This is a genomic window from Stenotrophomonas sp. LC732, from assembly GCF_052446685.1.
Taxonomy (GTDB): Bacteria; Pseudomonadota; Gammaproteobacteria; order Xanthomonadales; family Xanthomonadaceae; genus Stenotrophomonas; species Stenotrophomonas muris.
Map to the genome: position 1 here is coordinate 3,466,122 of NZ_CP199214.1, position 24,850 is coordinate 3,490,971.

Annotated in this window: 20 protein-coding genes; 8 read left to right on the forward strand and 12 right to left on the reverse strand. The window is 67.4% G+C overall.

Annotated elements, in window-relative coordinates; translation table 11 throughout:
• Nucleotides 1-64 precede the first annotated feature (64 nt).
• Complete coding sequence (locus ACT6SE_RS16545) at nucleotides 65-1,351, reverse strand: O-acetylhomoserine aminocarboxypropyltransferase/cysteine synthase family protein (RefSeq protein ID WP_046432171.1); 1,287 nt, start codon at nucleotides 1,349-1,351, stop codon at nucleotides 65-67.
• 179 nt (nucleotides 1,352-1,530) lie between these two features.
• Here ACT6SE_RS16545 and ACT6SE_RS16550 point away from each other — a divergent pair, with 179 nt between their 5' ends.
• The 3 genes from ACT6SE_RS16550 to ACT6SE_RS16560 all read left to right on the forward strand — a co-directional run bounded on the left by ACT6SE_RS16550 (nucleotide 1,531) and on the right by ACT6SE_RS16560 (nucleotide 4,495).
• Nucleotides 1,531-2,268 carry a response regulator transcription factor gene (locus tag ACT6SE_RS16550; RefSeq protein ID WP_014648178.1) on the forward strand — a complete coding sequence of 246 codons (738 nt, stop codon included), beginning with the start codon at nucleotides 1,531-1,533 and terminating at the stop codon, nucleotides 2,266-2,268.
• The gene (locus ACT6SE_RS16555) at nucleotides 2,265-3,554 is read left to right on the forward strand and encodes an ATP-binding protein (RefSeq protein ID WP_046432173.1); all 1,290 of its coding nucleotides are present in this window, start codon (nucleotides 2,265-2,267) and stop codon (nucleotides 3,552-3,554) included. The genes ACT6SE_RS16550 and ACT6SE_RS16555 overlap by 4 nt, the downstream gene beginning before the upstream one ends.
• A 140-nt stretch (nucleotides 3,555-3,694) precedes the next feature.
• Nucleotides 3,695-4,495, forward strand: coding sequence for a MipA/OmpV family protein (locus ACT6SE_RS16560; RefSeq protein WP_046432175.1), 801 nt, complete (start codon nucleotides 3,695-3,697; stop codon nucleotides 4,493-4,495).
• A 39-nt stretch (nucleotides 4,496-4,534) separates the two neighbouring features.
• Here ACT6SE_RS16560 and ACT6SE_RS16565 read toward each other — a convergent pair whose 3' ends face one another.
• The 3 genes from ACT6SE_RS16565 to ACT6SE_RS16575 all read right to left on the reverse strand — a co-directional run bounded on the left by ACT6SE_RS16565 (nucleotide 4,535) and on the right by ACT6SE_RS16575 (nucleotide 8,762).
• Complete coding sequence (locus ACT6SE_RS16565) at nucleotides 4,535-5,080, reverse strand: hypothetical protein (protein ID WP_230548451.1); 546 nt, start codon at nucleotides 5,078-5,080, stop codon at nucleotides 4,535-4,537.
• A gap of 93 nt (nucleotides 5,081-5,173) precedes the next feature.
• Nucleotides 5,174-7,759, reverse strand: coding sequence for an ATP-dependent chaperone ClpB (clpB, locus tag ACT6SE_RS16570; RefSeq protein ID WP_012481080.1), 2,586 nt, complete (start codon nucleotides 7,757-7,759; stop codon nucleotides 5,174-5,176).
• Nucleotides 7,760-7,940: 181 nt separating this feature from the next.
• Nucleotides 7,941-8,762 carry a DUF3014 domain-containing protein gene (locus ACT6SE_RS16575; RefSeq protein ID WP_046432180.1) on the reverse strand — a complete coding sequence of 274 codons (822 nt, stop codon included), beginning with the start codon at nucleotides 8,760-8,762 and terminating at the stop codon, nucleotides 7,941-7,943.
• Nucleotides 8,763-8,931: 169 nt separating this feature from the next.
• On the opposite strand from ACT6SE_RS16575, the gene ACT6SE_RS16580 reads away from it, so the two are divergent.
• The gene (locus ACT6SE_RS16580; protein ID WP_014648184.1) at nucleotides 8,932-9,642 is read left to right on the forward strand and encodes a glutathione S-transferase; all 711 of its coding nucleotides are present in this window, start codon (nucleotides 8,932-8,934) and stop codon (nucleotides 9,640-9,642) included.
• A 165-nt stretch (nucleotides 9,643-9,807) separates the two neighbouring features.
• Here the strand turns inward: ACT6SE_RS16580 and ACT6SE_RS16585 are convergent, their stop codons facing one another.
• The 4 genes from ACT6SE_RS16585 to ACT6SE_RS16600 all read right to left on the reverse strand — a co-directional run bounded on the left by ACT6SE_RS16585 (nucleotide 9,808) and on the right by ACT6SE_RS16600 (nucleotide 15,251).
• On the reverse strand, nucleotides 9,808-11,418 hold the full coding sequence (locus ACT6SE_RS16585) for a membrane protein (RefSeq protein WP_049420761.1): 1,611 nt from the start codon (nucleotides 11,416-11,418) through the stop codon (nucleotides 9,808-9,810).
• 629 nt (nucleotides 11,419-12,047) lie between these two features.
• Entirely contained in the window at nucleotides 12,048-13,766 is a 1,719-nt protein-coding gene (locus ACT6SE_RS16590) for a thiamine pyrophosphate-dependent enzyme (protein ID WP_046432208.1), read from the reverse strand.
• Nucleotides 13,767-13,874: 108 nt separating this feature from the next.
• On the reverse strand, nucleotides 13,875-14,732 hold the full coding sequence (locus ACT6SE_RS16595) for an XAC2610-related protein (RefSeq protein ID WP_046432245.1): 858 nt from the start codon (nucleotides 14,730-14,732) through the stop codon (nucleotides 13,875-13,877).
• A 36-nt stretch (nucleotides 14,733-14,768) separates the two neighbouring features.
• On the reverse strand, nucleotides 14,769-15,251 hold the full coding sequence (locus tag ACT6SE_RS16600) for a DUF3574 domain-containing protein (protein WP_005410781.1): 483 nt from the start codon (nucleotides 15,249-15,251) through the stop codon (nucleotides 14,769-14,771).
• Between the two features lie 215 nt (nucleotides 15,252-15,466).
• Between ACT6SE_RS16600 and ACT6SE_RS16605 the strand changes: the two genes are divergently transcribed.
• From ACT6SE_RS16605 to otsA, 4 genes are all read left to right on the forward strand, one after another.
• Nucleotides 15,467-17,902, forward strand: a complete 2,436-nt coding sequence (locus ACT6SE_RS16605; RefSeq protein WP_046432210.1) for a TonB-dependent receptor plug domain-containing protein — start codon at nucleotides 15,467-15,469, stop codon at nucleotides 17,900-17,902.
• 151 nt (nucleotides 17,903-18,053) lie between these two features.
• A complete protein-coding gene (gene otsB / locus ACT6SE_RS16610) occupies nucleotides 18,054-18,812 on the forward strand; it encodes a trehalose-phosphatase (protein WP_014648189.1) in 759 nt (252 codons plus the stop codon).
• A gap of 41 nt (nucleotides 18,813-18,853) precedes the next feature.
• The gene (locus ACT6SE_RS16615) at nucleotides 18,854-20,635 is read left to right on the forward strand and encodes a glycoside hydrolase family 15 protein (RefSeq protein WP_032960733.1); all 1,782 of its coding nucleotides are present in this window, start codon (nucleotides 18,854-18,856) and stop codon (nucleotides 20,633-20,635) included.
• Nucleotides 20,632-21,996 (forward strand): alpha,alpha-trehalose-phosphate synthase (UDP-forming), encoded by a 1,365-nt coding sequence (gene otsA, locus ACT6SE_RS16620; RefSeq protein ID WP_014648191.1) that lies wholly within the window; start codon nucleotides 20,632-20,634, stop codon nucleotides 21,994-21,996. Before ACT6SE_RS16615 ends, otsA begins: the two co-directional genes overlap by 4 nt.
• Before the next feature lie 70 nt (nucleotides 21,997-22,066).
• On the opposite strand, the gene ACT6SE_RS16625 is transcribed toward otsA, so the two are convergent.
• From ACT6SE_RS16625 to rluD, 4 genes are read right to left on the reverse strand one after another with little or no spacing between them, the layout of a single operon-like run.
• A complete protein-coding gene (locus ACT6SE_RS16625) occupies nucleotides 22,067-22,504 on the reverse strand; it encodes a thiol-disulfide oxidoreductase DCC family protein (protein ID WP_046432211.1) in 438 nt (145 codons plus the stop codon).
• Nucleotides 22,479-22,985 (reverse strand): DUF4166 domain-containing protein, encoded by a 507-nt coding sequence (locus ACT6SE_RS16630; RefSeq protein ID WP_046432214.1) that lies wholly within the window; start codon nucleotides 22,983-22,985, stop codon nucleotides 22,479-22,481. Before ACT6SE_RS16630 ends, ACT6SE_RS16625 begins: the two co-directional genes overlap by 26 nt.
• A gap of 20 nt (nucleotides 22,986-23,005) precedes the next feature.
• Nucleotides 23,006-23,776, reverse strand: a complete 771-nt coding sequence (gene pgeF / locus ACT6SE_RS16635) for a peptidoglycan editing factor PgeF (protein WP_046432215.1) — start codon at nucleotides 23,774-23,776, stop codon at nucleotides 23,006-23,008.
• Nucleotides 23,776-24,765: a 23S rRNA pseudouridine(1911/1915/1917) synthase RluD gene (rluD, locus tag ACT6SE_RS16640; protein ID WP_014038257.1), complete on the reverse strand. Its 990-nt coding sequence runs from the start codon at nucleotides 24,763-24,765 to the stop codon at nucleotides 23,776-23,778. The genes pgeF and rluD overlap by 1 nt, the downstream gene beginning before the upstream one ends.
• Nucleotides 24,766-24,850: the final 85 nt, after the last annotated feature.

A 24,850-nucleotide genomic window follows, 5' to 3' on the forward strand; every position in this document is an offset into this window, starting at 1 on the left:
CACCGTAACCCATCGCGGTGCCGGCGGTGATCGCCTGTGGCGATGACGACCAAGCGCGCAGCTATCAGGCGCCGGCCAGGGCCTGTTCCAGGTCCGCGCGCAGGTCGCCGATGTGCTCGATGCCGATCGACAGCCGCACGGTGTCCTCGCTGACACCGGCCTTGGCAAGCTCCGCTGCATCCAGCTGGCGATGCGTGGTCGAAGCCGGATGGGTGGCCAGTGACTTCGCATCCCCCAGGTTGACCAGGCGGGTGAACAGCTTCAGCGCATCGAGGAAGCGGGCGCCGGCCTCGCGCCCACCGGGCAGACCGAAGGTCAGTACGCCCGAGCCGTGTCCACCCAGATAGCGCTGCGCGGCGGCATGCTCGGGGTCGTCGGCCAGTCCGGCGTAGCGCACCCAGGCTACCCTGGCATGCGCCTTCAGGAACTGCGCAACGGCCAGCGCATTGGCATTGATGCGTTCCATGCGCAGGGCCAGGGTCTCGATGCCCTGCAGGATCAGGAACGCGTTGAACGGCGACAACGCAGCGCCCGTATTGCGCAGCGGCACCACCCGCGCGCGGCCGATGTAGGCCGCTGGCCCCAGGGCTTCGGTATAGACCACGCCGTGGTAACTGGGGTCGGGCTGGTTGAGCCGTGCGAAGCGTTGGGGCTGTGCGGTCCAGTCGAAGCGGCCGGAATCGATGATCGCGCCGCCCAGGCTGTTGCCGTGTCCCCCGAGGTATTTGGTCAGCGAATGCACCACGATGTCGGCGCCGTGCTCGAACGGGCGCAGCAGGAACGGCGTGGCCACGGTGTTGTCGACGATCAGCGGCACCCCGGCGGCATGCGCGACCTCGGCGATGGCGGCGATGTCGGTGACATTGCCGCGCGGGTTGCCGATGGATTCGACGAACACCGCCTTGGTGCGGTCGTCGATCAGCGCGGCGAACGCGGCCGGGTCGGCCGGATCGGCAAAGCGCGCCTGGATGCCGTACTGCGGCAGCGTGTGCGCCAGCAGGTTGAGGCTGCCACCGTAGAGCGCACTGGAGGCGACGATGTTGTCGCCGGCCTCGGCGATGGTCTGGATGGCATAGGTGATCGCGGCCTGCCCCGAGGCCAGCGCCAGCGCGCCGATGCCGCCTTCCAGCGCGGCCAGGCGCTGCTCCAGCACGTCGGTGGTGGGGTTCATGATGCGCGTGTAGATGTTGCCCGGAACCTTCAGGTCGAACAGGTCGGCGCCGTGCTGGGTGTCATCGAAGGCATACGCCACGGTCTGGTAGATCGGCACCGCCACCGCGCGGGTGGTCGGGTCGGGACGGTAACCGCCGTGCACGGCCAGGGTTTCCAGTTGCCACTGCGGGTCGCTCATTGCACCAGGCTCCATCCGGGAAACCGCCACCATAGGCCAGCCGGGGCCGCCCGCTGAAAGCCGCTGGCGATGACGTCCGTACCCGCGGTTATCAGGTTGGCCGCGATTCAGGCAGTCGTCATGGGGCGTTGCTAGGCTGCGCCGCCGGGCGCTCCTGCCTGGGAACGGAGGCCCCACGCATGCAGCCATCCCCCTGGACTCCCCCTGCCAGCAGTTCGCCCACGTCGGTCCTGCTGGTGGAGGACGACCGTCGCCTGGCCGAACTGGTCAGCGACTATCTCCACGAACATGGCTTCGCCGTGCAGCACGTGGCACGCGGCGACCTCGCCAGCGCCGCCTGCCGCCAGCATGCACCGGAACTGGTGGTGCTGGACCTGATGCTGCCCGGCCTGGGGGGCATCGATGTGTGCCGGCAGATCCGCAGCTTCTCCGATGTGCCGATCCTGATGTTGACCGCCTGTGAGGACGACATCGAGCAGGTGCTGGGCCTGGAATCGGGTGCCGATGACTATGTGCACAAGCCGATCGAGCCACGCCTGCTGCTGGCCCGCCTGCGCGCCCTGCTGCGCCGCCGCCACGGCAGCAGCAACACCGGCACGCCCAGCCGGCTGATGCATGGTGAGCTGCTGATCGATCGCATGCAGCGCGAGGTGCACCTGCACGGCCAGCCGGTCGAGCTGGGCACCACGGAATTCGAGATCCTGTGGCTGCTGGCCAGCCAGCCGGGGCAGATCCTGTCGCGCGACCAGATCCTGCAGGCGGTGCGCGGCATCGGCTTCGACGGTCTGGACCGCAGCGTCGACGTCTGCATCGGCAAGCTGCGCCGCAAGCTCGGCGACGATGCGCGCGAACCGCGGCGGATCAAGACCGTGTGGGGGCGCGGCTACCAGTTCAATCCTGCGGCCTGGTCGGAATGAAGCGGCTGTTCCTGTGGCTGTGGTTCATCACCGGCGCCTGCTTCCTGGTGTCGGTGTTCTTTCTCAACCACATCCTGGATGGCATCTACACGCCCGTGCAGGATCGCGTGTTCGTGCAGCAGGTGCGCGGGCAGGTGTACGCCCTGCGCAGTGGCCTGGCCGGCCTGGACGCCATCCAGCAGCGTGAGCGCCTGCAACAGTGGCAGCCACACTACGGCATCGCCCTGACCCTGCTCGACAAACCTCCCGCGCTCGACGCGCAGGAACAGGAGGCCGTGAAGGCCGATGGCTTCATCGTGCGCGATCAGTACCAGCAGGTGCTGCTGCCCATCGACGGCATCGGTGGCCGCTGGCTGCACCTGCGCCTTCCCGGCGCGGTGCAGATGACGACGTACATGACCATCGCCGCCTACCTCAGCATCCTGCTGCTGGTGGGCGCCAGCCTGTATGCCTGGGTGCGCCTGCTCTGGCGCGACCTGGAAGCACTGCGCCGGCACGCCGACCGCATCGGTTCCGGCGACCTGCAGGCACGTGCGCAGGTTTCGCCTCGCTCGCAGATCCGGGTCATCGTCGAACACTCCAACCGCATGGCGGCACGCGTGGCCGAACTGGTGCAGCGCCAGCGCGACCTGACCCATGCCATTTCGCACGAACTGCGCACGCCCATCGCGCGCGTGGCCTTCGGCCTGGACCTGATGCAGGACAGCGATGACCGCGAACGCCGCGAACGGCTGGCGCAGGGCCTGCACGGCGACCTGGCCGAGCTCAACCGGCTGGTCAGCGAACTGCTGGCCTACGAACGGCTGGAGCATCCCAGCGAGGGCGAACCGATGCAGCGCATCGAAGCCAACGACTGGCTGCAGGCCTGCCTGGCCGATGCCCGCCGCGATGCCGAACGTGCCGGCATTGTCCTGCGCGTGCAGCCCAGCGCGTTGCCGCGAGTGGATGCCGAGCCACGCCTGTTGCAGCTGGCGCTGAGCAACCTGGTCGGCAATGCGCTGCGCCACGCGCGTTCGCAGGTGGAGGTCTCGCTGGTCGGTATCAGCGGCCGCGCCTGCCTGCGCGTGGACGATGACGGCCCGGGCATCGCCGAAGCCGATCGGGAAAAGGTGATGCGCCCGTTCACCCGCCTGGACGACAGCCGCAGCCGCGATACCGGCGGCTTCGGCCTGGGCCTGGCCATTGTCGGCCGCATTGCAGCCCGCCACGGCGGCGAGCTGCGCATCAGTCGCGCCACGCTGGGCGGCGCGCGCCTGGAAATGCACTGGCCGCTGGCTGCCAGCTGAACGCCCAAGGGCGCGATTACAGTTGATTACAACTCCCGCACAACTGCGGACGGATCGGTGGCCGGCATATCGCCACGCTGGCAACCCTGCAGCACTCGCCGGATGCGCGCGCTGCTTTCCTCCCATTGCCGAGAGTTTCCATGTCCCAGCTTCGCCGTTCCCCCGCCCTGCTCTGCCTGGCCGTGTTGCCGCTGTTCGCCGCCCCGATCGCCCACGCCAAGGATGACCACTGGACCTTCGAGCTCGCCGCCGGTGGCGGCGTGGCACCGCGCTACAGCGGCAGCGAGGAGTATCGTGCGACGCCGTCGCTGTCCTTTGATGTCACCTCGCCGGGGGGATGGTTTCTGGGCACCAGTGGCATCGGCTGGGGCACCTCCCTCGGCGAGCACACGCGCGTGCGTGCCTATGTCGGCGCCAGCGGCATCCGCAAGGACAAGGACTCGCTGCTGGGCGGTTCGGACTTCCTGCGCGGCATGGGTGATATCGATACCCGTCCCCTGGTCGGCGTCTCGGCTGGTTATACGCTGGGCGAAGCCGTGCTGAGCGGCTCCTGGCAGTTCACCCGCAAGGACGAGGACAAGGCCGAGAACGGCCTGGCCACCCAGCAGATCCATCTGAACCTGAGCATGCCGCTGTTCGACCTGGCCGGTGGCGTGGTCAGCGGCAGTGTTTCCACCGACTACGGCAACCGCGGCTACATGCAGACCTGGTACGGCGTCAGCCCGGAACAGGCCAAACGCACGGGCTTCGCCGAGCACAGGCCGAAGGCCGGCCTGGTCAGTGCCGGTGTCGGCCTGAAGTGGAGCCACCGCGTGGGCCGCAACGGCAACTGGTACATCTCGGCCGAAGGCACGCGCCTGCTCGGCGATGCGGCCAACAGCCCGATCGTGCAGAAGGCAAACCAGTTCGGGCTGATGAGCGGTTACACCCACCGCTTCTGATGCATGAAGGGCGCCGCTGGGCGCCCTTTCCCTCTGCGGTCAGCGGCAGGCCGGTGCGTCGCTGCTGCCGCACAACCCGACCTCGCGCAGCCAGCCGATCCACTGCACGACGTCTTCCTTCTCCGGCTCGGAGCGGAACGACTTCTGCACGGTGTGGAAGCCCTGCCTGCCCTGCACGCCCTTGATCCAGGTGAACTCCGGCTTGCCTGTCCCCGGATTCCGCGGGCAGCTGAGCATCAGCAGGGCGAAGGGCCGTCCCCCTTCTTCACCTTCGCGGATCCAGTGGCTCTGCGCCGCCGGACAGGCGATGCGCCACCCCGCCTCGATGATGCCGAGGAACTCACGCGGACTCACATGGCCACTGTTCGGCGCATCGTTGACGGTGACCATGTCGGTCCAGTCGTGCACGGTCTGGCCCTGTGGCACGTACTCGGTGATGCGGTTGCCTTGCGCGTCGGTGCTCTGGTGGGCCTGCTGGTAGCCCTTCATCGGCGGCAGCTGGACCTGTTCGGCGGCCGCGGCGTGTCCACAAACAGCAGCCAACGCCAGCGTCATGCAGAGTGAAGCCCTGCGGGCAACGTCCATGCGGTTCTCCTCATCCTTGCGAAAGTGAAACAGGACCATCGTGCGCTGCCAAGGCTCGGATGGCGCCCCAGCCATGGCCGGGGCGCCACCGGTTCAAGCCTTGGCGAACACCAGGCGACCACCGTCGTTGCCGACTTCGATGGTATCGCCGTTGACGAAGGCGCCGGACAGGATCTGCTGCGCCAGCGGGTTTTCCAGCTGCGACTGGATCGCACGCTTCAACGGGCGCGCGCCGTACACCGGATCGAAGCCGACGTTGCCGAGCAGGTCGAACGCCGCATCGGAGACCGCCAGCTTCAACCCGCGCTCGGCCAGCCGCTTCTCAAGCCCGCGCATCTGGATGCGCGCGATCTGCTTGATCTGCTGCTTGTCCAGCGGGTGGAACACCACGATGTCGTCCAGGCGGTTGATGAACTCCGGACGGAAGTGCGCCTGCACCACGCCCATCACCGCTGCCTTCATCTGCGTGTAGGCCTCCGGGCTGTCGTCGGCGCTCATGTCCTGGATCTGGTGCGAGCCCAGGTTCGAGGTCATCACGATGACGGTATTGCGGAAGTCCACGGTGCGGCCCTGGCCATCGGTCAGGCGGCCATCGTCCAGCACCTGCAGCAGGATGTTGAACACATCCGGATGCGCCTTCTCCACTTCGTCCAGCAGGATCAGCGAATACGGGCGACGACGCACCGCCTCGGTCAGGTAGCCGCCTTCCTCGTAGCCGACATAGCCCGGGGGCGCACCGATCAGGCGGGCGACGCTGTGCTTCTCCATGAACTCGCTCATGTCGATGCGGATCATCGCGTCGGCACTGTCGAACAGGAATTCGGCCAGCGACTTGCACAGTTCGGTCTTGCCGACGCCGGTCGGGCCGAGGAACAGGAACGAGCCGGCCGGACGGTTCGGATCGGACAGGCCTGCACGCGAACGGCGCACGGCATCGGAGACGACCTTGATCGCTTCCTCCTGGCCGACCACACGGTTGTGCAGCACTTCTTCCATGCGCAGCAGCTTGTCGCGCTCGCCTTCGAGCATCTTGTTGACCGGAATGCCGGTCCAGCGCGACACGACCTCGGCGATCTCCTCGTCGGTGACCCGGTCCTGCACCAGCTTGAAGTCCTTGTGCTCGGCTTCCTGGGCCGCGGCCAGCTGCTTTTCCAGCTGCGGCAACAGGCCGTACTGGATCTCGCTCATCTTGGCGAAATCCTGGCGGCGCTGCGCGGCTTCCAGTTCCAGCTTGGCCTGCTCGACCTGCTCCTTGATCTTGGTGGCGCCCTGCAGCGCAGCCTTCTCCGACTTCCAGATTTCATTGAGGTCGGAGAACTCGCGCTCCAGCCCGTCGATGTCGTTCTCCAGATCGGCCAGCCGCTGCCGCGAGGCTTCGTCCTTTTCCTTCTTCAGCATCTCGCGCTGGATCTTCAGCTGGATCACCCGGCGTTCCAGGCGATCCAGCTCCTCCGGCTTGGAGTCGATCTCCATGCGCAGGCGCGAGGCAGCCTCGTCCATCAGGTCGATGGCCTTGTCCGGCAGCTGGCGATCGGTGATGTAGCGGTTGGACAGCGTGGCGGCGGCCACGATGGCCGGGTCGGTGATCTCCACCCCGTGGTGCACGGCGTACTTTTCCTTCAGCCCGCGCAGGATCGCGATGGTGTCCTCCACCGACGGCTCACCGACGAAGACTTTCTGGAAGCGGCGCTCCAGCGCAGCGTCCTTCTCGATGTACTTGCGGTATTCGTCCAGCGTGGTCGCACCGATGCAATGCAGCTCGCCGCGTGCCAGCGCCGGCTTCAGCATGTTGCCGGCATCCATCGCGCCGTCGGCCTTGCCCGCGCCGACCATGGTGTGCAGTTCATCGATGAACAGGATGATCTGGCCTTCGTTCTTGGCCAGGTCGTTGAGTACACCCTTCAGTCGCTCCTCGAATTCGCCGCGGAACTTGGCCCCGGCGATCAGCGCGCCCATGTCCAGCGACAGCACGCGCTTGCCGCGCAGGCCCTCGGGTACTTCGTCGTTGATGATGCGCTGGGCCAGCCCTTCCACGATCGCGGTCTTGCCCACGCCGGGTTCGCCGATCAGCACCGGGTTGTTCTTGGTCCGGCGCTGCAGCACCTGGATGGTGCGGCGGATTTCCTCGTCACGGCCGATCACCGGGTCGAGCTTGCCGCTCTCGGCCCGCGCGGTCAGGTCGATGGTGTACTTCTCCAGCGCCTGCCGCTGCTCCTCGGCATTCTCCGACTGCACGTTCTCGCCGCCACGCAGCTTGTCGATCGCCGCCTGCAGGCGCGTCTTGTCGGCACCAGCGGCGCGCAGCGCCATGCCCAGTGTGCCGCCATCGTCCAGCGCCGCCAGCACGAACCACTCGCTGGCAATGAAGGCGTCCCCGTGCTGCTGCGCCAGCTTGTCGGTCTGGTTCAGCAGGCGCCCCAGATCGTTGCCCATCGAGACGTTGCCGGCCTGGCCGGATACCTTCGGCAGTGCGTCCAGCGCCTCGGTCAGGCGCTCGCGCAGCACCGGCACGTTCACCCCGGCCTGGGCCAGCAGCGGGCGCGTGCTGCCACCCTGCTGGTCCAGCAGCGCGCTGAACAGGTGAACCGGTTCGATGATGCTGTTGTCGCGGCCCACGGCCAACGACTGTGCGTCTGCCAGCGCCTGCTGGAAACGCGAGGTGAGCTTGTCCATCCGCATTGCGAATCCTCATCGGTCTTCAGGGCCGGCCTGGGCCGGCAATGCTGGAAAGATGCGGTTGCCCCACCCGGTTTCAAGGGTGGCTGCGACTGCACCCCGGGGCCAGTCAGCCTGCGGCCAGCATGCCGGAGCGCGTGTGGTCGGCGCGTTGATCCCGATCAGTTCCGCACGGTGGACGGGCTCAGCGGGTGATCGCGCTGCGGATCGCCCGCAGCTGCTGCTTGATCGCCCGCGCCTGTGCAGGATCCATGCGTAGCAGGGCCTTCTGCCCGATCGAGCGTGACTGCAGGGTGGGATCGACGAAGCGATAGCGGCCGCGCTCATCGCGCTGCACCAGCGGCGACTGGGCCAGTTCCGGGGTGTCCAGCAGGTGGTCGATCACCATGACCAGGCGGTCGTTGAAATAGCCCTCGGGCCGGCCAAGGTCGGCATAGGCCTGCTGGATCAGCGGATAGAAGCGCTTGTAAGCGGTAGCCGTTGCCGCCGGGTCCAGCGCAGTGAACGCCTGTACGTAAGGCGCATAGCGTGCCGCATTGCTGGCGGCGATGCGTTCGCCGCCTTCGCCCGTATCGACCTGCAGGTTGCCCGGCAGCGGCCGCGCGCCCAGCGCGGTCGGCGGCACGCTGGGCTTGTCCAGGTTGTCGACCTGGGTGACCAGGCGCTGGATCAGGTGATCACGCAGCAGCAGGGTCAGCGGCCCCTCGCCCTGGAACAGCTGGCTCAGTGCGCCCCAGGCCGCGGCGTCGCTGTCAGCCAGTTTCGGCAGCGCCGGGTCGGCGGCGGCCTCGGTATCCAGCGGATGCCTGATCGATGGTGGTGCTGGCGCGGGCTCTGCGGCCGCCTGCGATTGTGCCGGTGCACTGGTACTGGCAGGGTTTGATTGCACCGGCACCGGGACACCGTCGGCCAGGCTCTTCAGCTGATCGCGGAACAACCAGCCGCCCGCGCCACCGATCACCACCACACCCAACACCCAGGGCCAGACCGCCTTTCCACTCTGCATGATGCAGCACCTCGTTTCACACGCAATGGAGAAGGTGTGACCCCATCGATTGCAGCCGGTTCCCCGCCTGTTCCGCTGCCGTTCGGGTTCAGGCACGCGTCGTCCACGCTCACGTCTGCTTTGCGCCACCCGCGCGAGGCTAGGAGTCCTGTCCCGTGGAGACTCTGCCATGCAGTACGCGCTGTACTACTGGACCGGCATCCAGGGCCGTGGCGAGTTCGTGCGCCTGGCGCTGGAAGATGCCGGCGCCGACTACATCGACATGGCGCGGGTGCACGGCGATGCGGTGATGCAGCCGTTTCTGGAGGGTCGCAACGAAGGGGCACAGCCCTTTGCGCCGCCGTTCCTGAAGGCCGGCCGCCAGGTCATCGCGCAGGTCGCGGCGATCCTGGATTTCCTCGGCCCGACGCTGGACCTGGTGCCGCAGGCCGCATCGCGGCGGATGCAGGCGCTGCAACTGCAGTTGACCATCGCCGACCTGGTAGCCGAGGTGCACGACACCCACCATCCGATCGCCGCATCGAAGTACTACGAACAGCAGAAGACCGAGGCCAAGGCACGAGCCGCGTCACTGCGCAGCGAGCGCCTGCCCAAGTTCCTCGGCTATTTCGAGCAGGTGATGGCCGCCAACGGTGGCCGCCATGCACTGCGCGAGCACTCCTATGTGGATCTGTCACTGTTCCAGCTGCTGAGCGGGCTGGACTACATGTTTCCGCGCCGCATGCAGGCGCTCGGCCCCACCCTGCCCCGGCTGCGCGCGCTGCAGGAACGAGTGGCGAAACGACCCAACATCGCCGCCTATCTGGCGTCTGAGCGGCGGTTGCCGTTCAACACCAACGGCATCTTCCGCCATTACCCGGAACTGGACGCCGAACGGTAGTGCCGGCCGCTGGCCGGCAGAGCGCGCTGTGATCATTCGCCGCCTGCAACACGCCCCTGTAGAGCCGAGCCATGCTCGGCTCAGAGCAGCCGAGCGCAGGCTCGGCTCAACAGAGCACCAGAAGTGGAAGGAGCGGTAACGCCGGGCCATGCCCGGCGTCACCGGTCAATGATCGGTGCGATCATCCAGCGGTTGCACCGGCTGCTTCTGCAGCGACAGCAGGCCCAGCAGCAGCGCCAATGCCACGTAGGCGCCGGCGAACTGCAAGCTGATGATGCGTGCCAGCCCGTCCAGATCCCACGGCAGGTAGATGCCGCCACGCGGGTCCACCGAATGGATCAGGCCGAACAGGGTCAGCACCGCCGCCACCAGCAGGAAGCCGCAGGCACGGCGCAGGCGGCCATCGACCATCGCGGCTACCGCCGAGATCCACAGCATCGAGGTGATGATGAAGCCGTTGCCGAGGGTGAAAATCACCGCCAGCTCGGGCAGGCCATGGCCGTCGAGCTTGGTCAGCAGCTGCGGCAGCTGGTCCGGTGCGATCCAGCCGGGCGCCTTGATCGCCAGCAGGTAGGCCACCGACGGCAGGAAACCGAACACCATCGCGCCGGTATGGTGGCGCGGCGTGGCCTGGAAGGCCTGGGTGGTGATGTCGATGGCCACGTACACGATGATCGGTGCCAGCACCGCCAGCGGCAGCCACTGCACCAACCCGGAGATGATGCCGAGCATGCCGCCAATGCCGACGAACAGGCCGGTCAGCAGCGTGTAGCCGCTGCGCGCGCCCATGTGCTTGTAGGCAGGCTGGCCGATGTAGGGCGTGGTCTGCGCGACACCGCCACAGACACCCGCCACCAGCGTGGCCACCGCTTCCACCAGCAGGATGTCGCGGGTGCGGTAGTCATCGCCAGCCGCGCGTGCGCTTTCAGACACATTGATGCCGCCCACCACCATCAGCAGGCCGAACGGCAGCAGCAGCGGCAGGTAGGTCATCGCGGTGGGCAGGCCATCGAGGAAGCCCAGCGTCGGCAGCGGCAGCACCACCTGCGGCGGCACCCATTCCGGCACATGGAAGCCGGGCGCGCCCAGCCCGGCCAGGCCAAGTCCGTAATACAGCACGGTGCCGAACACGAAGGCCAGCAGCACGCCCGGGCCACGCACCGGCAGCTTGCCCTTGGCGATCAGCACATACAGCAGCAGGCCCAGCGTGGTGAAGCCGACCAGCGGCGAGCGCAGCGTTTCCAGCAGCGGCAGCAGGCCCATCAGCACCAGCGCGATGCCCGCGATGGAACCCAGCAGCGCAGCTCGCGGCAGTGCGCGGGTGACCGCTTCACCGAAGAACGACAGCACGAACTTGAGCACGCCCATGATGACCAGCGCGGCCATGCCCAGCTGCCAGGTGGCGATGCCCGCAGCGTGCGGGTCCATGCCCTGCTGCTTGAACGCGAGGAAGGCCGGGCCGAGCACCAGCAGGGCCATGCCGATGCTGGTGGGGGCATCCAGGCCGAGCGGCATGGCGGTGACATCGTCGCGGCCGGTACGTGCCGCCAGCCGGCGCGCCATCAGGGTGTACAGCAGGTTGCCGACCAGCACGCCAAAGGCGGTGCCGGGGAACATTCGGCCGAACACCACGTCGGCGGGGAACTGGAAGATCCCGACCAGGGCCATGGCGATGAAGCCGAGGATGGAGAGGTTGTCGACGACCAGGCCGAAGAAGCCGTTGAAGTCGCCGGCGACGAACCAGCGACGCGGTACGGCGGAAGCGGGAGCGGACATGGAAGGGGCGGTGGGGGTGGGGAGCGCCGATGGTAGGCCCAGCGGGGCCGGCGCGCCAATTCCGTCGTGGAATGATGGGTTCCAGCCAACGGCGGGGCCCCTCGTGGCTGGTCGCGGATAGAGTCGACTGTTAGTCGACCGGCATTGCGAGTTCGGCCGGTCGGGGGGGCTGCGCAGGACACGCCGTAAATCCCCAGACCGGCCCAGCCGCTGGCGGCTGTGCGTTCGGGCCTTGCGAAGCAGTGCTTCGCAAGCAAAGCGCCCTCACCCATGGGGGCTCGATGGCGCCATCCATGGCGCCAACGGTCCTGCGCAGCCCACCCGACCGACCCCTGACAGTTTCCTGCGCGCGGCAGCCACGGAAGAAGATCAAAAGATCCAAAGCCAAGGCAGGCTCTCGCTGCAGTGCCGAGCCCATGCTCGCCCGCTGTACGCGAAGGCTCTGAGCCGAGCATGGCTCGGCTCTACAGAAGATTATTTCGATCATTCGTTCGTTCATCCACGCATGGCGTGGATCTACCGTGTCGACCAAGGTCGACACCTACCACACGGATGGCCGCCGTTGCTTCCGAGTGGCCGGCCAGCGGCCGGCACTACCGCGGGTGCAGGGCGCAGCCCTGCATCGCGCCCTACTTCTTCAGGAAGTTGTCCACCAGCAGATGCTTCACGTCGTCGAAGCGGCCATTCAACACCGCCTTGGCGGCATACAACGCCGTACCTGCCACCTGCTTGGCCTCGATCTGCGGCGGCATCACCAGCTCCGCGCGGCTGGTATGCACGTCCAGCAGCGCCGGGCCGCGCTGGGACAGGAAATCCAGCACCGCCTCCTCCAGATCCTCGCTGCGGGTTACCGTGCGGCCGTGGAAGCCGATGACCTCGGCCAGGCGGCCGAAGTCCGGGTTCTTCAGGTCGGTGTAGTTGTCCAGCAGGCCCTCCACCTTCTGCTCCAGCTCGACGAAGTTCAGCGAACCATTGTTGAACACCACCACCTTGATCGGCAGGTTCTCCTGCACTGCCGTGAGCAGGTCACCCAGCAGCATCGCCAGGCCACCATCACCGGACAGCGAGATCACCTGCCGGCCGGGGAAGGCCTTCTGCAGGCCCAGCGCCTGCGGCATCGCGTTGGCCATCGTGCCGTGCAGCAGGCTGGTCAGCGTGCGGCGGCGGCCGTTGACGCGGATATGGCGCAGCACCCACACCATCGGCGAACCGCCGTCGGCGGTGAACAGCGCATCGTCGCTGGCATGCCTCGACAGCAATGCCGTCAGGTGCTGCGGATGGATCAGTTCACCCTCGCCCGGTTGTTCTTCCTGTTCGCGCTTCTTCAGCGCCTTGTCGCGATGCCCGATGCACTCGTCCAGGAAACTGCTGTCCTCGCGCGGCGGCAGCATCGGCAGCAGCGCGTCCAGCGTCGGTGCGATGTCACCGACCACGCCGAGGTTCACCGGGTGGCGGCGGCCGAGGTGGCTGCCATCGCGGTCGACCTGGATGATCGTGGCCTTGTCCGGGTAGAACTGGCCCCAGGCGAAATCGGCGCCGAGCAGCAGCAGCGTGTCGCACTCCATCAGCGTGTGGAAGCCGGATTCGATGCCGAAGATGCCGGTCATGCCCATGTTGTACGGGTTGTCCGACTCGACGAAATCCTTGGCGCGCGAGGTATGCGCGATGGGCGCCTGCAGGCGCCGGGCCAGCTCCAGCAGCTGCGCGTGCGCGCCTTGGCAACCGGCACCGGCATAGATGCCGATGCGCTTGCCCTGCCCCAGCAGTTCGGTGATGCGCTGCAGCTCGGCATCGGACGGGCGCAGCACCGGCTGGGTGTAGTGCACCGAGAACGGCACATCGTGCTTCACCTCGGCCTGGCTGATGTCGGCCGGCAGGATCACCACCGCCACGCCACGGCGGCTGATCGCGGCCTGGCAGGCCAGGGCCACGACGCGCCGCGCCTGCTCCGGGCTGTGCACCTGCTCGCAGAACACCGAACAACTGGCATACACCGCCTTGAAGTCCACTTCCTGCGGAAATTCCATGCCCAGCTCACTGGTCACCACCTGGCTGGCGATCAGTACCATCGGTGCACGGTTGCGATTGCTCTCGAAGACGCCGTTGATGAAGTGCAGGCCACCGGGACCACAAGAACCCGCACAGGCGGTCAACTCGCCGCTCACCAGCGAATCGGCGCCGGCAGCGAAGCCGGCCACTTCTTCGTGGCGTACATGTACCCAGTCGATTTCACTGCGGTGCAGGGCATCGGTGACGTGATTCAAGGTATCGCCAACGATGCCGTAACAGCGGCGGACGCCCGCCTGCTGCAGGGTATCGACAACGATCTCGGCAACGCGCTTGCTCATCGGATACATCCTCGAGGGGAGAGCATCCGAGGCTAGACCCGAAGAAGTGATGCCTCCGTGGGCAAGGCGCACATCACCTCGATAGGCAAACTACCGGCGGAGATCGAGTCAATCGTTGACGTTGATCCAGCCCTCCACCGCGCCCTGCTTCGGGTTGCGGTAGCGCAGCTTCACCCAGCCATCCCGTTCATCCAGCATCTCCACGCGGTCTCCCTGCACCAGGTAACGCCTGGTGCTGGATGCGCCGGGTCGATCGAACAGGAACAGCCGCGCGGGTACCACGGTGGCCTGCTGGCCACGCAACGGTCCATCCGGCGGTGCACCCAGGCCATCGGCGATGGCACTTTCCAGCACCCGGCCGGCGGCATCATAGGTGCGCCAGACCGCCAGCGGGCCCTGCTCGCCGGTCTGTTCCCACTGCAGCGCGGCGTTCAACGTATCGCCCAGCATCAGCACGCTCTCGGCGCGGTACAGATAGAGCTTCGCGCCTGCAAACCGGTACTGATCGGTGTACCACATCGGGCCGCTGCGGCAGCTGCTGGTCAGCGTGCGGCTCGGACGGTCGACCGTAAGCCCCATGAGGTCACCGCAACTGTCCTTGCCGTGGGTATCGGCCTGCAGCGCGCGGAACCCGGCACTGGCCGGATCGAAGCGGTACACGGTCACCGCTTCGTTGACCATGCCCACCGAGGCGCGCGCGACCAGTTCCGGGTAGCCATCGAAATCGACATCTTCGAGCGACCATCGCGAATTGCCGTCGGCATCGGCCGCGCCCTCAAGCGTCTGGCGCTTGCCTGACGGTGACAGCTGCACCGCGATGCTGCCGTCCTGCTGCGGATCGGCATGCGCCTGCACATGCGCGGCCACCTGGAAGCGCAGCGTTTCGCCGTCGTCCCCACCCGCCTGCGCCGTCGGTGCCAGTACGCCTGCCAATGCCAGGCCCAGCATGCATTCCCTGTAGTTCATCATTGCTCCCTGCGGCACCTCGGCGGCACCTTCCACTCAGAACGATACCTCGACCGGCTGCCGCGACCACAGCACCGATTGATGTTTGGTCTGCTGCTTCCACGCCAGGCGGATCGCCTCGATATCGGCACGGCGCTGCGGGGTGTCTTCGTGCAGCACCACCAGCACCTTGGTGCGCAGACGGTTGGGCGAGGCATCACCGCGGAACAGCCACTGGCCGTAGGCATCGAACACGGTCAGGCCATCCGGAAAGCGCGGGGTCACTTCCTTGTCCAGGAAGGTGCGCCACTGCGCCTCGCTGATGGTGTCGGCCTGCGGGCGGTTGCCGGCGCCCTGCTCTTCGCCTACGCCGAAGTACAGCTCGCTGCGCACCCAGCCGTGGCCGGCGGACGGACGCGCGGCATCGCCCTTCAGTTCGGCGGTGGTGGCCGTGGCATAGGCGCTGGGCGCCTGCGAAGAGAGGCTGGCGCAGCCACTGGTGGCCAGCAGCACGGCGAAGACGAGGCCAAGGTGTTTCATCGGTACAGCTCCGGGGAAGGGGAACAGGGCGAGCCGGCAGCGTACAGCGCCACTGGCCCGGCGTGCTGATGCCAACCGGGCATCAGCTCATGCCGGACCGGCAGGGACTTGCATCGGCACCGGCCATCACGCGAAGATAATATATCGCTTCATCCGGATGGATGTAAGTGAAACTATCTCCCCCTTCCCCGTCGTCGTTGTTGCTGGAGCCCTCCATGTCCGCCCGCCTGCCCGCGTCGCCGCTCGGCCTCGCCATCGCCCTCGCGCTTTCCTCCGCTGCCATCCCGGCCCTGGCCCAGGACGCCACCAACCTGGACACCGTGATCGTCACCGGCACCCGCGCCGCCGATCGCACCGTGCTCGAATCCACCTCGCCGGTGGATGTGCTCACCGCCGAGGACATCCGCAAGGCCGGCGTGGTCAACGGTGAACTGGGCAGCGCGCTGCAGGCGCTGCTGCCGTCGTTCAACTTCCCGCGCCAATCCAACTCCGGTGGCGCCGACCACGTACGCGCCGCACAGTTGCGTGGCCTGTCCCCCGACCAGGTGCTGGTGCTGGTCAACGGCAAGCGCCGCCACCACACCGCGCTGGTCAACACCGACAGCAAGATCGGCAAGGGCACCACCCCGGTCGATTTCAATGCGATCCCGGTCAGCGCGATCAAGCGCATCGAAGTGCTGCGCGACGGTGCCGGTGCGCTTTACGGCTCGGACGCCGTGGCCGGCGTGATCAACGTGATCCTCGACAACGGCGGCGACGGCGGCGAGATCGAGGCCAGCTACGGTGCCAACCACACCGACCTCAAGCCGATCGGCCGCACCCTCACCGATGGCCAGACCGGCAACATCAGCGCCAAGGTCGGCACTTCGCTGGGCGAAGACGGCGGCTTCCTGCGCGTCGGCCTGGAATACAAGCACCGCAACGGCACCAACCGCGCTGGCTTTGACCAGATTCCACCGTGGGACCAGACGCCGGACAACCTGGCGCTGCAGGGCAAGCGCAACTATGTGCTGGGCGATGGCAAGAGCAAGGACATCAACCTGTGGCTGAACACCGAGATTCCGGTGGGCCAGACCTCAACGTTCTACGCGTTCGGCACCTTCAACCAGCGCGACACCGAAGGCGCCAACTACTTCCGCTATCCCGATGGCGATGCCAACTGGAAGCAGGTCTATCCGAACGGATACCGACCGATCTCCGAAGGCGAGAACCGCGACGTACAGGCCGTGGCCGGCGTGCGCGGCCAGTGGGGCGAGTGGAGCTACGACAGCAGCCTGGATTACGGCCAGAACGACTTCACCTACCGCCTGCGTGAGTCGCTCAACGCGTCGCTGGGCCCGACCAGCCCGACCCGCTTCAAGACCGCCGACTACGAGTACGCGCAGACCGTGGGCAACCTCGATCTGAGCCGCGTGTTCACCCAGAGCGACAGCATCAGCCACACGCTGGGCCTGGGCGTGGAAGCGCGCCATGAGCGCTACCAGACCCGCCCCGGCGACCCGGCCAGCTATGCGGCGGGCCCGTACACCGACCGCCCGACCGGCTCGCAGGCCGGTGGCGGCCTGACCCCACAGGACGCCGCCACCCTGTCGCGCGACGTGGCCAGCGCCTATGCCAGCCTGTCCAGCCAGTTCGGCGAGAAGTTCTCCACCGACCTGGCCGCGCGCTACGAGCACAACGACGACTTTGGCGGCGAACTGACCGGCAAGCTCGGCCTGCGCTACGAATTCACCCCGGCGTTCGCACTGCGCGGTGCCATCTCCAACAATTTCCGCGCTCCGTCGCTGGCGCAGATCGGCTACGAATCCACCTCCACCGGCTACAACGCCGGCGGCCAGCTGGTGCAGGGCCGGCTGCTGTCGGTCAACAATCCGATCGCGCGTGGCCTGGGTGCGCAGAACCTGAAGCCGGAGAAGTCGATCAACACCTCGCTGGGCTTCACCAGCCGCATCGGCGAGCATTTCGACCTGTCGCTGGACTTCTTCCAGATCGATATCGACGACCGCATCGCGCTGTCGGAGAGCATCACCGGCGATGCGCTGACCGATTACGTGGCCGCCAGCTACGGCGTCAGTGGCCTGCAGAGCGCCAGCTTCTTCGTCAATGCCGCCGATACCCGCACCCGTGGCGCCGAGCTGGTAAGCAACTGGCGGCAGTCGCTGGGCGATGGCCAGCTGCTGCTGACCGGCACTTACGCCTACACCAAGACCACGCTGAAGAATGTGCTGGCCACGCCGGCGCAGCTGCGCGCGCTGAACCCGGACTACGTACTGTTCGGCATCGAGGAGACCAACACCCTGACCGATGCCACCCCGCGCACGCGTGGCAGCTTCTCGGCCGCCTGGAGCAACGACCACTGGTCGCTGAGCACCCGCGTGAACCGTTACGGCAGCGCCACCCGGGTGTTCAACTTCGGTGATGGCTACATCCCGCGCCAGACCTACCAGGCCGAATGGCAGCTGGATGCCGAAGTCGAGTACCGCATCACCCCGCAATGGAGCGTGGCGATCGGTGGCCAGAACCTGACCGACAACTACCCGGATCGATCCAACAGCGATATCCACTACTTCGGCAACCTGCCGTACGACGTGCTGTCGCCGATCGGCAGCAACGGCGCGTACTACTACGGCCGCGTCCGCTATACGTTCTGATCGCATTGGGTGGGTGCGGACCGTTGGTCCGCGCTGTTTGGGCTGGATGCAGGCTGACCTGCCGTGCCGACCAACGGTCGGCACCCACCGAAGCTGATCCGCAGCCTGCCCTCGACCCCACGTACACGCTCAGGCTGGCAGGCTGGTCGTCATGGCTGAACCGCTCCCCCTGCGTCCGCCACCGCCATTGCTGGACGACGCCTGTGCGTTGTTCCTCGATGTCGATGGCACCCTCATCGAATTCGCTGCACGACCGGATGCCGTGCAGCTCCTGCCGGATGTGCGCGAAGCCATCGGCCGCATCAGTGACCGCCTGGAAGGCGCCGTGGCACTGGTCAGTGGCCGACCGCTTGAACAGCTGGACCAGCTGTTCGCTCCCCTCCAGCTGCCTGCCGCCGGCCTGCATGGGCACGAACTGCGCGGCGAGGATGGTCGTGTGCTGCGCGACGAACACGACGACGACACCGCCGAGTGGCTGCACGCGCTGCACCAGCAGGCGATGCGCTTTGCCCACGGCCATCCCGGCGTGCTGGTGGAAGACAAGGGCGTCGGCCTGGCCCTGCATTGGCGCGGTGCGCCGCACGCGGCAAGTGATGTGCGCGCCTTCGCCGATCGCCACGTGCGGGGCCGCGCCAGTTACCGCCTGCAACCCGGCGACCATGTGGTCGAGTTCGTGCCCGTCGGCACCGACAAGGGCCGTGCCGTGCGCCGGATGATGCAGTACCTGCCCTTCCGCGGCCGCCTGCCGGTGTTTCTCGGTGACGACCTCACCGATGAATTCGGCTTCGATGCCGCCAACAGCCAGCATGGCTGGAGCGTGCTGGTGGGTGAACGTGAACCCAGCGCGGCGGTGTTCGCGCTGCCCGACATACGCAGCGTGCACGCCTGGCTGCGTGAGAATGCCTATTGACCCGGCCAACCCCCACGGCCGCAACCGAGATGTACCGCGTGATGACCCAACCCGATCTTGATCTGGGCGTGGTCGGCAACGGCAGCTTCGGCGCCCTGGTCGACAAACGTGCCCGCGTTGTCTGGAGCTGCCTGCCCACCTTCGACGGCGACCCTACCTTCTGTGCGCTGCTCGGCCCCAACCAGCAGACCGGTGGCGACTTCGCCATCGAGCTGGAAGACTTCGCCAGCAGCGAGCAGGAATACCTCACCAACACGGCGATCCTGCGCACGGTGCTCCGCGACGCGCACGGCGGCGAACTGGAAATCCTGGATTTCGCCCCCCGCTGGCGGCAGAACGACCGCTTCTACCGGCCGGTCAGCCTGATCCGCCAGGTGCGTCCGCTGGCCGGCAGCCCGCGCATCACCGTGCGTGCGCGCCCGCTGGCCGACTGGGGCGCACGCGTGCCAGAGTCGACCTGGGGCAGCAACCATGTGCGCTGGATCCTGCCGGAGCACGTGCTGCGGCTGACCACCGATGTGCCAGTGCGCTTCGTGCGCGATGGCCTGCCGTTCGTGCTCAACCATCCCATCCACCTGATCCTGGGCGTGGATGAGTCGCTCAACCGGTCGATCAGCGGCTACGTGCAGGAAGCCTTCCAGCGCACCCGCGACTACTGGCGCGAATGGGTGCGCTACCTGTCCATTCCACTGGAGTGGCAGGACGCGGTCATCCGCAGTGCGATCACGTTGAAGCTGTGCCAGTACGAGGACAGCGGCGCGATCATCGCGGCGATGACCACCTCCATTCCGGAAGCACCCGGCAGCGTGCGCAACTGGGACTACCGCTACTGCTGGCTGCGTGACGCAGCTTTCGTGGTGCGGGCGCTGAACCGTCTCGGCGCAACGCGCACGATGGAACAGTTCCTCGGCTACATCTTCAACCTGGCCACCACCGACGGCACGCTGCAGCCGCTGTATGGCATCGGCTTTGAAGCCAAGCTGGACGAAGACGAAGTGCCCAGCCTGTCCGGCTACCGCGGCATGGGCCCGGTACGCCGCGGCAACCTGGCCTGGGTGCAGCGCCAGCACGATGTCTACGGCAGCGTGGTGCTGGCCTCCACGCAGCTGTTCTTCGACCGCCGCCTGCAGGATCCCGGCGACGCGCACACATTCGCCCGCCTCGAACCGCTGGGCGAACAGGCCTTCGCCCTGCATGACGTGCCCGATGCGGGCCTGTGGGAGTTCCGTGGCCGCACCGAGGTACACACCTACACCAGCGCGATGTGCTGGGCCGCCTGCGACCGCCTGTGCAAGATCGCCGTGCGCCTGAAGCGCGATGACCGTGCACACTACTGGCGCGAGCGCGCCGACACCATCCATGCGCGCATCATGGCCGAGTCCTGGAATGAGGAACTGGGCCACTTCACCGATACCTTCGGCGGCCATCGCCTGGACGCCTCGCTCCTGCTGCTGGCCGACATCGGCTTCATCGATGCGATGGACGCCCGCTTCATCGCCACCGTCGATGCGATCGGCCGCGACCTCAAGCATGGCAATTCGCTGTACCGCTATGTCGCGCCAGATGACTTCGGTGAGCCGGAAACCAGCTTCACCATCTGCACGTTCTGGTACATCGATGCGCTGGCGGCGATCGGGCGCATGGACGAGGCGCGCGAGATGTTCGAGCTGCTGCTGAAGCAGCGCAACCACCTGGGCCTGCTGTCGGAGGATCTGGCCTTCGACAGCGGCGAGGCCTGGGGCAATTTCCCGCAGACCTATTCGCACGTCGGCCTGATCACTGCCGCGATGCGCCTGTCGCGGTCCTGGCAGGAGGCATCGTGAGTCGTCTGGTGGTGGTTTCAAATCGCGTGGCCGTACCCGGCGAGAACCGCGCCGGCGGCCTGGCTGTCGGCCTGCTGGCCGCCCTGAAGGAACGCGGCGGCCTGTGGTTCGGCTGGAGCGGCAAGACGGTAAAGGACGGCAGCGGCACGCTGCACAGGCAGAAAGACGGTGACATCGACTACGTCACCATGGACCTGAGCAAGCGCGAGGTGGACGGCTACTACAACGGCTTTGCCAACCGCACGCTGTGGCCGCTGCTGCACTTCCGCCTGGATCTGGTCGACTACGACCGTGCCACCCGCGAGACCTACCACAAGGTCAACGCCCTGTTCGCCGACAAGCTCGCGCCATTGCTGCGCGAGGATGACATCGTCTGGATCCACGACTATCACCTGATCCCGCTTGGCGCACTGCTGCGCGAGCGTGGCATCGGCTGCCGCATCGGCTTCTTCCTGCACATCCCGATGCCCTCGGCCGACCTGCTGCAGGCGATGCCCGACCACCTGCGGTTGTTCTCCGCGCTCTACGCCTATGACCTGGTGGGCTTCCAGACCCAGCGCGACGCCGATCGCTTCCAGACCTACCTGCGCCTGTTCGGCGGCGGTCGGGTACTCGCCAACGGCGAGCTGGAGGCACCGGGCGGGCGTCGTTTCCGCGCGGCGGCGTTCCCGATCGGCATCGACACCGAGCTGATCGCGCGCCAGGCCGGTACCGCCGCCACCAAGGCCGCCGTAAAGAACCTGCGCGCCAGCCTGCGGGATCGCCAACTGGCGATCGGCGTTGATCGCCTGGATTATTCCAAGGGCCTGCCCGAGCGCTTCCTCGGCTTCGAACGGTACCTTGAGCGCCATCCCGACCAGCGCGGGTCGCTGACCTACCTGCAGATCGCCCCCGTCTCGCGCGGTGATGTCACCGAGTACCGGCAGCTGCGCAGCCAGCTGGAGCAGATCGCCGGCCACATCAACGGTGGCCACGCCGAGCCGGACTGGACGCCGCTGCGCTACGTCAACCAGAACTTCACCCATGCCACCCTCACCGGTTTCTACCGTGCAGCGGCGGTGGGGCTGGTCACGCCGCTGCGTGATGGCATGAACCTGGTGGCCAAGGAATACGTGGCCTCGCAGGACCCGGAGGACCCGGGCGTGCTGGTGCTGTCGCTGCTGGCCGGCGCCGCCGACGAACTCAAGCAGGCACTGCTGGTGAACCCGCACGACCTGGATGGCGTTGCCGACGCCATCGCCACCGCGGCGACGATGTCGCTGCGCAAGCGCAAGGAGCGCTGGCACGCCATGATGGAGCACCTGCGCACCTACGACATCAACCACTGGCGGCGCAGCTACCTGGACGCACTGGAAGGCTGAGAAAAAAGGGGACGGAGGGGATTAAGTCGTTTGTGCACAAACGACTTAATCCCCTCCGTCCCCTTTTTCTTCAATCCAGGAACCGCGCAGCCTGCTCCGGTGCCGGCAGATGACAGGCATCATGCCGCCCGAACCAGCGGTAGCGGTTGCGGGCCAGCGCGCGGTACGCGGCATCCCTCCAGCCGCGCGGCACCATCCGCAGCACGCCGGTCAGGCGCCAGACGCCGTCCAGCCCGGCCAGTACACGCAGGATGGCATCGGTATCGGTCCAGGTGCCCTGCGCGTCCAGCAGCAGGAACGACATCGGGTCCTGCGGGTCCAGCCCGTGCGCGCGCAACATCGCGCTGCCCTGCTGCCCCTGCATCGCCGCAAAACGGTAGCGCCCCTTGCGGTCGAAACGCAGCAGGAAGCGCACCCAGCGGTTGCACAGGGCGCACACGCCGTCGAACACGATCACCGCGCTGCCAGTCCCGGCGGCGCCGTCACTGTGGTTCGAGCCAGCCTTCATAGCGGATCAGGGCTCCGGCCCGGGGCAGCGTCACATCGACCAGGAAAGTGTAACGCTCGCCGCGCCAGGCTTCACGGCAGCGCACACCGCCGAACCAACGCGTCGGCAGCGGCAGCAGCCCGAACGCCCAGACCCGCCGCACCGACCAGTCGATGCCGCCCTCGCGGGCCTGCAACGCGAACTCGAAGCGCACCGCGCCCAGCTGCTCGCGCAGAAGCCCTTCGTGCGCCCACAGCCGCGACACCATCGGCCAGCGGCCGAACCGTCGCGCCCACTGCTCGCCCTGCCCGCGTGCACTGAACGCCACTTCGGTGGGCAGCGCGTCGCCGTCCTTCGGCAGCCGCGCCAACGCGGCCAACAGCGGCACCAGCCAGTGCCGCCCTCGCACGATGCGCGCCTGCCCCACGTAGCGGCAGGGCAACGGCGCGGCATGCAGCGCCTGCACCGGCGCTGCCAGGGTGGCGAAGGCCGGCCCCAGCACGCGCGCGAACAGCGGCGTGGTCAGGGCGCGATCCAGGCCAGGGTCGCCATGCGCCCGGTACGACGGTCGCGCCGGTGCGAATACAGGTCAGGATCGGCCATGGTCGACACCGTGCCGCCATACACCTGCGCCGGGTCCATCCCCGCCGCCTGCAACCGCTGCCGCGCCAGCGCGAACAGGTCCACTTTCCAGTGGCCTGCGCGGGTGGCCACGAACGCCGCCCCGGCGGCCGGATCATGGCCGACGAAGGCGTGGTAGACCTCTTCGCCGATCTCGTAGTCGGCCGGCCCGGCAGCCGGGCCCAGCCAAGCCCGCAGCTGCGCCGGCGGCGTCTGCAGGGCGGCCACCGTGGCCTCCAGCATGCCGTCAGCCAGCCCACGCCAGCCGGCATGGGCCGCACCCACCTCGCTGCCATCGGCCGCGGCAAACACCACCGGCAGGCAGTCGGCGGTCAGGATCGCCAGCACCACGCCCGGCACCGAGGTCACTGCGGCATCGGCCACCGGTTCGCTGGTGCCGGGCACCGGCGGCGCGGTGAAGCGCAGCACGGTGCTGCTGTGCACCTGGCGCAGCCAGTGCGGTGCCGAGGGCAGTGCCAGCCCCTCCTGCAGCAGCTGGCGGTTGTGCTCCACGTTGGCCGGGGTATCACCATCGGCCGCGTGCCGGTTGCCGAGGTTGAACTGCGCGAACGGCGCCGGCGAAATGCCCGCGCCATGCCGGCGCGTGGTCAGCGCATGGACGCCTGCCGGCGCCGGCCAGTCCGCCTGCAGCAACGGCAGCGCGGCGGCCATCACCAGCGATCCCGCTCGCGGGCGGCGAAGGCTTCGCTGTCTTCGCGCAGCACCTTCATCAGGTGCAGCATGTCCTCCGGCACCGGCGCGGTATTGCGCACCGGCTCACCGGTGATCGGGTGCATGAACTCCAGGGTCTCGGCGTGCAGGGCCTGGCGCTTGAAGCCGCGCAGCGCGGCCACCAGCTCGTCGCTGGCACCCTTGGGCAGCTTCAGCGCACCGCCGTACAGCGGGTCGCCGATGATCGGATGGCGCACGTGTGCCATGTGCACGCGGATCTGGTGGGTACGGCCGGTTTCCAGGCGGCACTCCAGCGCGGTGTGCGCACGGAAGCGCTCGCGCAGGCGGTAGTGGGTCACCGCTTCCTTGCCGTCTTCGCGCACCGCCATCTTCAGCCGGTCGCGCGGGTGGCGGTCGATCGGGGCATCGGCGGTACCGCCTGCCACCAGCGCGCCCATCACGATGGCCAGGTACTGGCGGTGCACGTCACGGGCCGCCAGTTGCTCGACCAATGCAGTCTGCGCTTCCAGGGTCTTGGCCACCACCATCACGCCGCTGGTGTCCTTGTCCAGGCGGTGCACGATGCCCGCGCGCGGCAGCACCGCCACCGAGGGGTCGCGGAACAGCAGCGCGTTGACCAGGGTGCCGCTGTGGTTGCCGGCGCCGGGGTGGACCACCAGGCCGACCGGCTTGTTGATCACCAGCACATGCTCGTCCTCGAACAGCACGTCCAGCGGGATGTCCTCCGGCTGGGCGTCGGTCTGGGTTTCCAGCACCACATGGAGGGTCACCACCTCGCCGCCGCGCAGCGGATCGCGCGGGCGCACCTGGGCGCCGTCCAGCAGGACGTCACCGGACTTGATCCACTCGGTCAGGCGCGAACGCGAATATTCGGGGAACAGTTCGGCCACGACGGCATCGAAACGACGGCCGGCAGCGGTGTCGGGGACGATGGCCTGGCGGGCCGATTCAGAGGGTTGTTCAGACATGGCAGGGGGCATTCTTTGAAATTTTGGGGTCCCGGCGGCCGGTTTCAGTCGCTGGACAGGACACTAGGCTATCATCGACCCTTCG

Bases quoted from the DNA above. Each gene is read 5' to 3' on its own strand.
- ACT6SE_RS16590 (WP_046432208.1), bottom strand. From the start codon at position 13,766: ATGAGCAAGCGCGTTGCCGAGATCGTTGTCGATACCCTGCAGCAGGCG.
- ACT6SE_RS16555 (WP_046432173.1), top strand. From the start codon at position 2,265: ATGAAGCGGCTGTTCCTGTGGCTGTGGTTCATCACCGGCGCCTGCTTC.
- ACT6SE_RS16600 (WP_005410781.1), bottom strand. From the start codon at position 15,251: ATGAAACACCTTGGCCTCGTCTTCGCCGTGCTGCTGGCCACCAGTGGC.
- ACT6SE_RS16580 (WP_014648184.1), top strand. From the start codon at position 8,932: ATGCAGTACGCGCTGTACTACTGGACCGGCATCCAGGGCCGTGGCGAG.
- clpB (WP_012481080.1), bottom strand. From the start codon at position 7,759: ATGCGGATGGACAAGCTCACCTCGCGTTTCCAGCAGGCGCTGGCAGAC.
- ACT6SE_RS16550 (WP_014648178.1), top strand. From the start codon at position 1,531: ATGCAGCCATCCCCCTGGACTCCCCCTGCCAGCAGTTCGCCCACGTCG.
- pgeF (WP_046432215.1), bottom strand. From the start codon at position 23,776: ATGGCCGCCGCGCTGCCGTTGCTGCAGGCGGACTGGCCGGCGCCGGCA.
- ACT6SE_RS16575 (WP_046432180.1), bottom strand. From the start codon at position 8,762: ATGCAGAGTGGAAAGGCGGTCTGGCCCTGGGTGTTGGGTGTGGTGGTG.
- ACT6SE_RS16585 (WP_049420761.1), bottom strand. From the start codon at position 11,418: ATGTCCGCTCCCGCTTCCGCCGTACCGCGTCGCTGGTTCGTCGCCGGC.
- ACT6SE_RS16615 (WP_032960733.1), top strand. From the start codon at position 18,854: ATGACCCAACCCGATCTTGATCTGGGCGTGGTCGGCAACGGCAGCTTC.
- rluD (WP_014038257.1), bottom strand. From the start codon at position 24,765: ATGTCTGAACAACCCTCTGAATCGGCCCGCCAGGCCATCGTCCCCGAC.
- otsB (WP_014648189.1), top strand. From the start codon at position 18,054: ATGGCTGAACCGCTCCCCCTGCGTCCGCCACCGCCATTGCTGGACGAC.
- ACT6SE_RS16605 (WP_046432210.1), top strand. From the start codon at position 15,467: ATGTCCGCCCGCCTGCCCGCGTCGCCGCTCGGCCTCGCCATCGCCCTC.
- ACT6SE_RS16560 (WP_046432175.1), top strand. From the start codon at position 3,695: ATGTCCCAGCTTCGCCGTTCCCCCGCCCTGCTCTGCCTGGCCGTGTTG.
- ACT6SE_RS16625 (WP_046432211.1), bottom strand. From the start codon at position 22,504: ATGAAGGCTGGCTCGAACCACAGTGACGGCGCCGCCGGGACTGGCAGC.
- ACT6SE_RS16595 (WP_046432245.1), bottom strand. From the start codon at position 14,732: ATGAACTACAGGGAATGCATGCTGGGCCTGGCATTGGCAGGCGTACTG.
- ACT6SE_RS16565 (WP_230548451.1), bottom strand. From the start codon at position 5,080: ATGGACGTTGCCCGCAGGGCTTCACTCTGCATGACGCTGGCGTTGGCT.
- ACT6SE_RS16545 (WP_046432171.1), bottom strand. From the start codon at position 1,351: ATGAGCGACCCGCAGTGGCAACTGGAAACCCTGGCCGTGCACGGCGGT.